The sequence below is a fragment of the Aeromonas piscicola genome (assembly GCF_000820005.1).
Lineage (GTDB): Bacteria > Pseudomonadota > Gammaproteobacteria > Enterobacterales > Aeromonadaceae > Aeromonas > Aeromonas piscicola.
On the sequence record NZ_CDBL01000080.1, the window covers coordinates 112808 to 123695 of the forward strand.

Genomic DNA, 10888 nt, shown 5'->3' on the forward strand with positions numbered 1-10888 from the left:
CTCTCGCCGGCGCATTTGAACCGTCACCTATTTGAACAGCCCCTTGAGCAGCTGATCCGCCACTCCCTTGACGCCTTCGCTGTCGGCCTTGTCCCCCAGCAGTTTTTTCAGGCCGCGCTCGGCCTCCTTGCGGGCCTTCTCCTCCAGCAGCTTGTTGTTGCCGAGCAAGGCCTTCACGTCAAGCCGGTAGCTGGGAGCCTGCCAGTGACCGCCGATGCGCACCGGTATGGTGATCTCTTTGAGCTCATCCACATCCTTGCCGCCCTGGCCCTTGCTGCTCTCGACGATGGAGGTGAGGAACAGGAAATCCAGGGTTTCCGGCACCAGGGCTGTCTGGCCCTCGCCTTTCACCCGCAGGGCCGGAGCAAACAGCTGGATATCGTCGGTACGGGCCACGCCGTTGGCAATCAGGAAGCTGACGGTGAGGGCGCTGAAGTCGGTCTTGCGGGCCTCCTTGACCTGCTCGACCCCCTTGCCGGTGAGGGTGGCCCGCGCCTCGCGGATCATCTCCGCCAGGTTGATGCCGTGCAGGGCACCATCGCTCAGCTTGAGGCTCACCTTGCCCTGCATCAGGCTGCGCAGCGCCTGCTCAGACAGTCCCGAGCCCTGTACCTGCGCTTCGAGATCCCCCTTGCCCTCCAGCAGATCGCTCTGGGCCAGAGTTTGCAGCAACGGGCGCACATTCACCCCCAGCACCTGCTTGTGTACCTGGTAGCGGGCAGGTTGCTGACGGGCATCAAGCACGCCGCTCGCCGTCACCTGACCACCGGCCACCCCTGCGCTGAACTGTTTGAGAGTGAGCTGGCCACCGGCCAGGGTGAGCTGCAGATCCACGTCACTCAAGTCCAGTCCCTTCAGCCGCAGGCTGCCCAGTTGCAGCCGACCGGCCAGATCAAACGCCTTGAGGGCGCTCAGATCGGGCTCCACCGCCGAGAGTGCCCGGGCCACAGTGGCGGGGGCGGCGCTCTTGTCCATCGCCTTCACGGGAGCCGAAGGAGCCGACGCTGCCGCCTGGGTCGCTGCCGGTTTGCCGAGCCAGGCGTCGAGATCCAGTTTCTCCCCTTTGAGGTCGAACGCGACCCTGGGCACGGCGCCAAGCCGCACAACCCCCTCTCCGCTCAGCAGCGTCTTGTCGGCATCCAGCACCAGCTTGCTCAGGGTGATGGTCTGCTTGTCGAGCTCGGCGCGGGCAAAGCCGGCCAGCTTGAGATCCAGTTGCGGGCGCGGCAGGGCCGAGCCTTGCAGCTTGGCGGCCAATACCGCATCCGACACCTCCAGCAGTTGCTGCCCCTGATCGAGCCGCGCCTTGAGGGTGCCCTCCAAGGTGCCGGCCAGGGTCGGTTTATCCGCAGCCCCCTGTGCGCCGCTCAGGTTCAAAGTGAGGCTGCTCCACTGCCCCAGTGCCAGCCGGTCAGCCTTGAGGGAGAAAGCATCGAGTCGCTGCGTCGGCGCACTCAGGCTGCCGCTCAGGCTGAGCTCCTTGAGTTCGCTGGCTGTCTCCTCCCGGGCCAGCTTGAGCTGAGTCTGTCCCTTGATATCGAAGGCAAGATCCCCGCGCGAGCCCCTGGCTGCCAGGGTCACAGGCACCCACTGATCCACCACCAGCTGACCCAGGTTGAGGTCGAGCTGTTCGAGGCGGGAAATGGTGCCGTCGCGATCGTCCTGCAGCAGGGCGCTGGCCTGCTCCAGCACCACACCCTGCAAGCTGATCTGCCAAGTCTGGCCATTGCTCGCAGGGGGCTGGCTCTGGCCATTTGGCGCGGGCTCGCTGCCCTTTGCTGCCTCCGGCGTCTTGATGAGATCGCTCAGGTTGGAGCTGCCATCGGCTTTGGTCTGGATGAAGAGGTGCGCCCCGTTCAGCGTCACCTCGCCAATCTCCAGCCGGTGGGAGAGCAGCGGCAGCAGGGCTACCGAGGCCTGTCCCTGCTCGAAGCGCACCAGATCCGGCTCGGCAAAACCGGCCGGGTTGCGAAGCGCCACCTGCTCGAGGGAGAGACCCAGGCTTGGCCAGAAACGCCAGCCGATATCCCCTTGTATCACCAGCTCGCGGCCCGTGCTCTTGCGCACCTGATCCACCAGCTGGGGCTTGAACTGATTGGGGTCGATCAGGCTCACCAGAGCGACTATGGATACCAGGGCTGCCAGCGCAAGCCCCAGCAGTATGTAGATGATCTTCTTCACGATGGACTCCTTGAATGCTGATCCTGTGACTGACTATACCACCGGGGGCGTGGCGGATGGCCCCCGTCGCCCGAAACCGGATCACGGCGAGACAGGGATGGTCGCAGCCGGGGGCAGACAACGAAAAGGGCCCCGCAGGGCCCTGATCTCACAGGGTAACCGGCAGTTGCCGGTAACCCATCTCGCATAGGTCAAGGTTGGCGCGGCAGTTGTAGGTAGCCCATCTCATGGAGGGTAAAGGCATAGATGTCCGCACTCTGCTCGATCAGCTTGGCCACCGGTGTGCCAGCCCCGTGCCCGGCATTGGTCTCGATGCGAATGAGCTGGGGGTTGGGCCCTGTGTTGTCGGCCTGCAGGGTGGCGGCAAACTTGAAGGAGTGAGCTGGCACCACACGGTCGTCGTGATCCGCCGTAGTCACCAGAGTCGAGGGGTAGCTGACCCCGGCCCGGACTTTGTGCAGCGGCGAATAGCCCTTCAGATAGTCGAACATGGCTTCGCTGTCGGCACTGGTGCCATAGTCGTAGGCCCAGCCCGCCCCGGCGGTGAAGGTGTGATAGCGCAGCATGTCGAGCACACCCACCGCCGGCAGGGCGACCTGCATCAGATCCGGGCGCTGGGTCATGACGGCCCCCACCAGCAGGCCGCCGTTGGAACCTCCTCTGATGGCCAGCCGGTCGGTGCGGGTGTAACCCTCGGCCTTGAGGTATTCGGCCGCGGCGATGAAGTCGTCGAACACGTTCTGCTTGTTCATCCGGGTACCCGCCAGGTGCCAGGCCTGGCCATACTCGCCACCGCCACGCAGGTTGGCCACCGCATAGACGCCCCCCAGATCCAGCCAGTTGGCGACCGAGACGCTGAAGCTCGGGGTCAGGCTCACGTCAAAACCGCCATAGCCGTAGAGGATGGTCGGGTTGCTGCCATCAAGCTTCAGCCCCTTGCGGTAGCTGATGATGAGCGGTACCCGGGTGCCGTCCTTGCTCTGGTAGAAACGCTGTTCTGAGACGTAATCCTCCGGTTTGAACGGTGCCGCCGAGGCGCGATAGAGGCTGATGACCCCGCTCTTTGGCTCGAACTTGTAGAGAGTGGGCGGCTGGGCGTAGTTCTCGAAGCCGAAGTAGAGCGCGGGATCATCCTGCTTGCCGTTGAAGCCGCTCACGCTACCGAGCCCCGGCAGCGCCACCTCGCGCACCCGCTTGCCGTCATGGTCGAACTGCTCGACCCGGGCGGTGGCATCCACCATGTATTCGGCGAACAGGTAGCCGCTGCCGCTGTGTACCGTCAGCACCTGCTGACGCTCCGGGATAAGGTCGCGCCAGTGAGCCGGGCCCGGGTTGCCGGCCTCCACCGTCACCAGCCGGCGGTTGGGGGCATCCCGGTTGGTCAGCAGGTAAAGCGTGCTGCCCTTGTTGTCCACCAGGCTCACATCTGCAGCCAGATCCCCCTGTACCGTCAGCAGCGGGGCACCCTCACGGGTCAGGTCCTTCACATAGAGGCGGTTGCCCGAGGTGGAGTCCGCCGCCGAGATGAGCAGGTAGCGATCATCTTCAGTCACGGTCGCCCCCACGTAGCGGTGCTGCTGGGCCGGGATGGCGCCAAACACCAGTCGGTCGTCTTGCTGCGCCGTGCCGATCCGGTGGAAGTAGAGCTTGTGCTGATCGGTTTTGGCCGACAGCTCGCTGCCGTCCGGCTTGTCGTAGCTCGAGTAGAAGAAGCCCTCGTTGCCAAGCCAGCTGATGCCGCTGAACTTCACGTCCCTGAGGGGCGTCTCCAGCGGCTGCCTGCTCTCCACGTCCATCAGGTGGATCTCGCGCCAGTCGCTGCCGGCCAGCGACAATGAGTAGGCCAGCGTCTTGCCGTCACGGGAGAAGCTCAGCTGATCCAGCGCCGTGGTGCCATCTGGGCTGAGCAGGTTGGGATCGAGGAACACCTCGGCCGGCTTGCCCGCCAGCTGGCGCCAAAGGACGTTCTGGTTCTGCAGGCCGTCGTTCTTGAAGAAGTAGTGGTAACGCCCCTCACGAAACGGCGCCCCCTCCTTGGCGTAGTTCCAGGAGGCGGCCAGCTTGCCCTTGATGGCATCGCGAAACGGGATCTGTGCCAGGTAATCCTGAGTTACCCGGTTCTGGGCCCTGACCCAGGCCTCGGTCTCGGGGCTGCGATCATCCTCCAGCCAGCGGTAGGGATCGGCCACGGCCTGACCGAAGTAGTGGTCCACCTGCTCGCTCTGGCGGGTGACGGGGTAGTGAAGGCGCGCTTTCCCTGACATGGCATCCTCTTTGGTTGACTGGCCGCTGCAGGCACTCAGCAGTGACAGGGCCAGCAGGCTGACAATGGCTCGCATCGATGCGGCTCCCTGCGGTTTCGGTGAAACAGGCAGGGTAACAAAGAGTGCCGGATGGCCCAACCCCCCACAGGCTTGGCTGGCGGATGCCACTCCCCCTCTGAGCCGACACAGGCATGGGCGAACGGAGTCATATGAATTTTTTCGCTTAAGTTTGCCACTTTATTTTGTTTGTTATCCGGCACTTGGGTCACAGGATGGAATAAGCAACTGACTCAGACGACTCATTCAGGATAAAGCATGCCGTACAGCTACCTATCACATCTGCGTTGCAGCAAGACGGGCGAGATCCATGATGCCGACCAGCCCCAACAACTGAGCCGGGCAGGGGCGCCTTTGCTGGCAAGCTACGATCTCGAAGCCCTGAAGCAGGCCTGGCGCCCGACCGACCTGTTGGCCCGCCCCGCCACCCTGTGGCGTTATCACGAGCTGCTGCCGGTACGCGATCCCGCTCAAGTCGTCACCCTGGGGGAAGGGCTCACCCCGCTGCTGCCCCTGCCCACTCTGGGCAAGCAGATCGGCATTCCGGAGCTCTGGATGAAGGATGAGAGCATCATCCCCACAGGATCCTTCAAGGCCCGCGGCGCCGCGGTCGGCATCTCCCGTGCTCGCGAGCTCGGCGTCAGCCACTTTGCCATGCCTACCAATGGCAATGCCGGTGCGGCCTGGGCACTCTACGGTGCCCGCGCCGGCCTGCGCAGCACCATAGTCATGCCACAGGCGGCCCCCGCCATCACCCGGCTGGAGACCTCCCTCGCCGGTTCCCGCCTCTATCTGGTGGATGGCCTGATCAGTGATGCCGGTCGTCAAGTCGCTCAGGCGGTGGTGGAGCAATCCCTGTTCGACGCCTCTACCCTGAAGGAGCCCTATCGGATCGAGGGCAAGAAGACCATGGGGCTGGAAATCGCCGAGCAGTTCGGCTGGGCGCTGCCGGACGTGATCCTCTACCCCACGGGTGGCGGCGTCGGCCTCATCGGCATCTACAAGGCGCTGCTGGAATTGCAGGAACTGGGCTGGATCAAGGGCGACCTGCCCCGGCTGGTAGCGGTGCAGGCGAGCGGCTGCGCCCCCATAGTCCAGGCCTGGCAGCAGGAGGAGCGCGAGTCGCGCTTCTGGCCCGACTCCCAGACCCTGGCCTTTGGCATCAATGTGCCCAAGGCGCTCGGGGATTTTCTGGTGCTCGACGCCCTCTATCGAACCGAGGGTTGCGCCATCGCCGTGGATGAGCGGGCGATTACCGCCGAAATCCGCCAGCTTGCCTCCCTGGAGGGCAGCTTCGTCTGCCCGGAAGGAGCGGCCGCCTTCGCCGCCGCCCGTCAACTGCGTGAAGCGGGCTGGATCCGGGAGGGTGAGCGGGTGGTGGTGCTCAACACGGGTGCTGGCATCAAGTACCCGGACGCCATCACAGTGCTGCCCCAGCGGCTGCGCCGTGACGGGAGGATACCGGCATGACCTTCGACTGGGCCTTCATCCTCACCACACTGCCCGCATTCGGCAGATCGGTCTGGGTCACCCTGCAGCTCGGCGCCCTGGTGATCCTCACCTCGCTCACGGTGGCGTTGCTCAATGTGACTCTGCTGAGCCTGAACAGGCCCTGGCTGAACAGGGTGATCCGCGCCTATGTGGAGCTGGCCCGCAACACGCCGCTGCTGATCCAGCTGTTCTTTCTCTACTTCGGGCTGCCGGCACTGGGACTGTCGCTGTCAGGTTTTGCCACTGCGGTGATCGCCATGACCTTCCTCGGCGGTGGCTATCTGACCGAGGCGCTGCGGGCAGGCATTCAGGCGGTGCCCACCAGCCAGCTGGAGGCGGGCCGGGCCATCGGTCTCTCCCGCTGGCAACTGCTGCGCCACGTGCAACTGCACCAGGCCTGGCTCGCCAGTCTGCCGGCGCTGTTTGCCAACTTCATCTTTCTGCTGAAAGAGACCACGGTAGCCTCGGCAGTGGCGGTGCCCGAGTTGCTCTACACCACCAAGAATTACATCGCCCTCTACTACAAGACCTACGAGATGCTGGCGGTACTGACCCTGATGTGCGTGCTGATCTTCCTGCCGCTGTCGCTCGCCCTGCGGATAGTTGAAAGGAGGCTACAACATGGTCAGTTCGGTCACTGAGCAGCTTGAACGAGCGCGGATCCTGATGAGTGCGCCGAGCGCCCTGTCATCGTCATCACAGGCCCGGCGAGCCTCGGAAAGGAGGGTTCAGTATGGCCAGTCCGGTCACTGAGTTGTTGGCACAAGCACTGCCACTGCTGGCGGTGGGCGCGGGCCAGACCCTCACCATCTCCCTGCTCGCCATCCTGTTTGCCACTCTCGGCGGTGTGGGTTATGGCGTGCTGGCGCAACAGGGAGGTCGGTTGGTTCGGGGACTGCTGCGGGTTTATCTGGAGCTGTTTAGGGTGGTACCCGTGCTGGTGTGGCTCTACCTCTTCTTCTTCGGGTTGCCGATCTTCTTCGGCCTCGATATTCCGGCCTTCTGGTGCGCCGTGCTGGTGCTCGCCCTCTGGGGCGCCAGCGAGGTGGGGGAAGTGGTGCGCGGTGGTCTGGGGTCGCTGGCACGTGGTCAGCAGGAGGCCGGGCTGGCGCTCGGACTCTCAACCTGGCAGCTCTATCGCCATGTGTTGCTGCCTCAGGCGTTGCAGCGGCTGACACCGCCGACCATCAACATCTACACCCGCATCATCAAGACCAGCTCGCTGGCGGTGCTGATCGGGGTGGTGGAGGTGATCAAGGTGGGCCAGCAGATCATCGAGCGCACCTACGCCTCGGTGCTTATCTACGGTCTGCTGTTTCTGTTCTTTTTCTTGGTCTGCTATCCGCTCTCGCTCGCCTCGCGCCGGCTGGAGCAAAAATGGGGTAATGCGGTATGACACCTCTGCTTGAACTTAAGCTCGTCAGCAAACAATTCGGCCAAAACCGGGTACTGGATCGGGTCAGCCTCAGCGTGCGCGCCGGGGAGGTGATCGTCATCCTGGGGCCGAGCGGCTGTGGCAAGAGCACCTTGTTGCGCACCCTCAACGGGCTCGAGCCCATTCAGAGGGGCGAGATCCGCTTCGACGGCGTGCTGCTGGATGGTGCCACCGACTGGCAACGGCTGCGCCAGCGCATCGGCATGGTGTTCCAGAGCTATCACCTCTTCCCCAACCTGACGGTGCTGGAGAACGTGCTGCTCGGCCCCCTTCAGGTGCAAAAACGGGAGCGGCAGGAGGCCCTGCTGCAGGCGGAGCAGCTGCTGACCCGCATCGGCCTGTGGGAGCGGCGTCACGACTATCCGCGCCAGCTCTCCGGCGGCCAGCAGCAGCGCATCGCCATAGTGCGGGCCCTGTGCATGAACCCGCAGGTGATGCTGTTTGACGAGGTCACCGCCGCCCTGGATCCCGAGATGGTGCAGGAGGTGCTGGAGGTGATCCGGGATCTCGCGGGCAGCGGCATGACCCTGCTCATCGTCACCCACGAGCTGGCGTTTGCCCAGGCGGTGGCGGATCGCATCGTCTTCATGGATGGCGGCCACATTCTGGAGCAGGGCGCCCCCCACCAGTTCTTCGATAACCCCAGGAGCCAGCGCGCACGCCAGTTCCTCGCCAAGTTTTCTTATACAAATGTCATCAAACGAAAGGAGTCAGCATGAAAAAAATCACCTCGGTTCTATTTAGTGCCTTGCTGGGACTGGGTCTTGCCAGCGGCGCTGCCCATGCGGCGGATGGTTCTCTCGACAAGATCAAGGCGCGTGACAAGCTCATCGTCGGCGTCTTCACCGACAAGCCCCCCTTCGGCTACGTTGATGAGAAGGGGAACTACGTAGGCTTTGACACGGATCTCGGTCGCCGCTTCGCCAAGGACCTGCTGGGGGACGAGAACAAGATCGAGTTCGTGGCAGTGGAGCCCGCCAGCCGCATCCCCTTCCTGCAGAGCGACAAGGTGGATCTGATCCTCGCCAATATGACGGTGACCCCGGAGCGGCGCGAGGTGGTGGATTTCACCAACCCGAACCTGCGAGTGGCGGTACAGGTGCTGGTGCCGGAAGGGAGCGCGGCCAAGAAACTGGATGATCTGGCCAGCAAGACCCTGATCGTCACCACGGGCACCACAGCCGACATCTGGCTGACCCGCAATCATCCGGAGTGGAAGGTGCTCAAGTTCGAGAAGAATACCGAATCCTTGCAAGCGCTGGCGCAGGGACGCGGTGATGCCTACGCCCAGGACAACCTGGTGCTGTTCAGCTGGGCCAAGGAGAATCCGGGCTACCGGGTCCTGCCCGAGAAGCTGGGCTCGGAAGACCCCATAGCGCCGGCGGTGAAGAAGGGCAATATCGAGCTGCGCGACTGGGTCAACGACCGCCTCGCCAAGCTGGGGGAAGAGAAGTACCTGCTCAAGCTCTATGACCAGTATGTGCGCGACAAGTTGAGCACCGATACCGATCCCAACGACGTGATAGTGGAAGGAGGCAAGTGGCAGGGCTGAGCCTGCCAGAAATGCTGAGAGTGTAAAGTGTGTGAAGTCTTGGTTCCGTTGGTCCGCAAACCGCAAGGTTTGACCTTTCAGGCGTCCCCCTCGGGTGGCGCCTTTTTTTCGCATGCGAAAAAGAACCGGGCACCGGAGCGGGTGGTCAGCAAGGATGAGCTATCCCCGCACGGGCTTGGCCGCCCGCGTGAGCCTTATGATCGCAGCGTCGACGTGCACATCTGCAATATCCGCCAGAAGTTGCAGGCGCTGGCGGGCGAGGCCATAGGCATAGAGACGGGGTGCAGCATAGGATACCGGCTGGCATGATCCTCAAGGGGCGCCTGTTCTGGAAGATACTGTTCGGCTTCTGGTTCACCATATTGTGGGTCTCCTTCAGCCTCTACCGCCATGAGGGTCCACCGGAACAGCGGATGGCAAAGCAGCTGGCGCCACCACAACCCCGCAGCAGCTGGCTCAACATGCCGCCCCCCATGCGGTGGACCTGCGACCTCTTCTTCAGCGCCCTGAGCGGCTGCAACTGGCCATAGGTCTTGCCCTGCAGGATCCAGCCAGGATCGAAGGATCCCTGGCGCGGACCCAGCTCGAGACCCAGCGCATGGACAAGATGATAGGCGAGCAGCTCACCCTCACCCGCGCCAGCCATGGTGAGCCGGAAGGCAAGGAGTATCACGATCTGCAGGCGCTGGTCGAGGCTGTGGTGAGCGACACCCGTTACGAGGCGCAGCATCTGGGGGGGCGAGAGAAGGGATCAGGCGGATGAGGAGGTCGAGTACACCGTCTGCCTGATCCGCCGCGCCCTCGACAACGTGGTGCTGCGCAATACCCTGCGCTTCTCTCAGGCGGCCCAGGTCATCACCCTGACCCTGCAGCGGCAGGGAGCAGAGTTTGTCATCGCGGTGGCGGATCAGGGTATGGGAGTGGATGAGAGCAAGCTCTCCAGCATCCTCGATCCCTTCGTGCGAATCGGTTCCCCCGCTGCGGGTAAAGGCTATGGGCTGGGACTCGCCATCACTCGTAAAGCCATCAAGGCCCAGGGTGGCGGGGTCGAGGCCAGCAATGGCGAGCAAGACGACCTGGTCACTTCCCTCCATCTGCCGGGCTAACCCCTTATTCCAGCTTAACCATCTGGTTGCGACGCTCGAGAACGGTGAGGCAGGCACTCATCCCCGCAACCTTTGCAGCTGGCCGATGGCCGCACCTGTGGATCGGAAGGCAAACTCGGTGGGCGAAATCCCGGCCAGCTTGCGCCACTCGCAGGCGGCCACATCATCGGCTGCAACGACGGCGGGTTTGTGCGCCAGCTCCAGCATGAAGACGGTATCGCAGGTATGATAGACCACATCGTCATAGGGATAGACGTTGGCAAAGGAGCCGAGATAGCGAAGCACCTCTTCCCCCAGATCCAGCCCCAGCTCCTCTTTCAGCTCCCTCACCAGCGCCTCCTCCAGCGACTCACCGGGATCGACAAAGCCGCCGGGCAGATCCAGCAATCCCTTGCCAGGGTCACGCCCTCGCACCGCAACCAGCACTTCATCCTGCCAGCATAAGGCCACCATCACGGCCGACGCCACATTCTGGAAAAAATGAAAACCACAGCCACAGGCAAACTCTTTCTCGCTGCGTTTTTGCAGCGATTTAACACCACAGCGCGGGCAAAACATAGGGGCCATCTCCCATTTGAAACCAAAGTGCATTGTATGCCGCAAAGCCTCTTCAAATCAGCCTGCATAGAGCCCACGCTCAGCAGGTACTAGAAAGCAAAGGCCCCGTAGCCGAAATACAAAAGGCCCTCCCAAGCGGGAAAGCCTTGTTGGGATGGAGCTTAGCTGTGATGAAAATTGGCAAAAAACACACGAAAAAAAGCCCAGTCTTTCGACTGGGCTTCTCAATTTACTGGCGGAGCGG

General features: G+C 63.1%; 11 protein-coding genes and 1 pseudogene. 9 read left to right on the forward strand and 3 right to left on the reverse strand.

Annotated features, from left to right (window positions below; all coding sequences use genetic code 11):
- Positions 1-27: 27 nt before the first annotated feature.
- Both BN1128_RS21865 and BN1128_RS21870 read right to left on the reverse strand, forming a co-directional pair.
- The gene (locus BN1128_RS21865; RefSeq protein WP_042872785.1) at positions 28-2181 is read right to left on the reverse strand and encodes an AsmA family protein; all 2154 of its coding nucleotides are present in this window, start codon (positions 2179-2181) and stop codon (positions 28-30) included.
- Between the two features lie 191 nt (positions 2182-2372).
- The gene (locus tag BN1128_RS21870; protein ID WP_042872787.1) at positions 2373-4520 is read right to left on the reverse strand and encodes a prolyl oligopeptidase family serine peptidase; all 2148 of its coding nucleotides are present in this window, start codon (positions 4518-4520) and stop codon (positions 2373-2375) included.
- 240 nt (positions 4521-4760) lie between these two features.
- Here BN1128_RS21870 and BN1128_RS21875 point away from each other — a divergent pair, with 240 nt between their 5' ends.
- The 9 genes and pseudogenes from BN1128_RS21875 to BN1128_RS26400 all read left to right on the forward strand — a co-directional run bounded on the left by BN1128_RS21875 (position 4761) and on the right by BN1128_RS26400 (position 10086).
- A complete protein-coding gene (locus BN1128_RS21875) occupies positions 4761-5972 on the forward strand; it encodes a threonine synthase (protein ID WP_042872789.1) in 1212 nt (403 codons plus the stop codon).
- Positions 5969-6634: an amino acid ABC transporter permease gene (locus BN1128_RS21880; protein ID WP_042872791.1), complete on the forward strand. Its 666-nt coding sequence runs from the start codon at positions 5969-5971 to the stop codon at positions 6632-6634. Before BN1128_RS21875 ends, BN1128_RS21880 begins: the two co-directional genes overlap by 4 nt.
- A 92-nt stretch (positions 6635-6726) precedes the next feature.
- The gene (locus tag BN1128_RS21885) at positions 6727-7389 is read left to right on the forward strand and encodes an amino acid ABC transporter permease (protein ID WP_042872793.1); all 663 of its coding nucleotides are present in this window, start codon (positions 6727-6729) and stop codon (positions 7387-7389) included.
- The gene (locus tag BN1128_RS21890) at positions 7386-8147 is read left to right on the forward strand and encodes an amino acid ABC transporter ATP-binding protein (RefSeq protein ID WP_042872795.1); all 762 of its coding nucleotides are present in this window, start codon (positions 7386-7388) and stop codon (positions 8145-8147) included. The genes BN1128_RS21885 and BN1128_RS21890 overlap by 4 nt, the downstream gene beginning before the upstream one ends.
- Entirely contained in the window at positions 8144-8980 is an 837-nt protein-coding gene (locus BN1128_RS21895) for a transporter substrate-binding domain-containing protein (protein WP_042872799.1), read from the forward strand. Before BN1128_RS21890 ends, BN1128_RS21895 begins: the two co-directional genes overlap by 4 nt.
- 126 nt (positions 8981-9106) lie before the next feature.
- A pseudogene (locus BN1128_RS24995) lies at positions 9107-9289 on the forward strand (helix-turn-helix domain-containing protein); the annotation flags it as partial.
- The gene (locus tag BN1128_RS26390) at positions 9286-9510 is read left to right on the forward strand and encodes a hypothetical protein (protein ID WP_244464645.1); all 225 of its coding nucleotides are present in this window, start codon (positions 9286-9288) and stop codon (positions 9508-9510) included. The pseudogene BN1128_RS24995 and the gene BN1128_RS26390, both read left to right, overlap by 4 nt.
- Positions 9511-9578: 68 nt before the next feature.
- Positions 9579-9743 (forward strand): hypothetical protein, encoded by a 165-nt coding sequence (locus BN1128_RS26395; protein ID WP_244464646.1) that lies wholly within the window; start codon positions 9579-9581, stop codon positions 9741-9743.
- Positions 9744-9768: 25 nt separating this feature from the next.
- A complete protein-coding gene (locus BN1128_RS26400) occupies positions 9769-10086 on the forward strand; it encodes an ATP-binding protein (RefSeq protein WP_338082134.1) in 318 nt (105 codons plus the stop codon).
- Positions 10087-10143: 57 nt separating this feature from the next.
- On the opposite strand, the gene BN1128_RS21905 is transcribed toward BN1128_RS26400, so the two are convergent.
- Positions 10144-10644, reverse strand: a complete 501-nt coding sequence (locus tag BN1128_RS21905) for an NUDIX hydrolase (protein WP_042872809.1) — start codon at positions 10642-10644, stop codon at positions 10144-10146.
- Positions 10645-10888 lie beyond the last annotated feature (244 nt).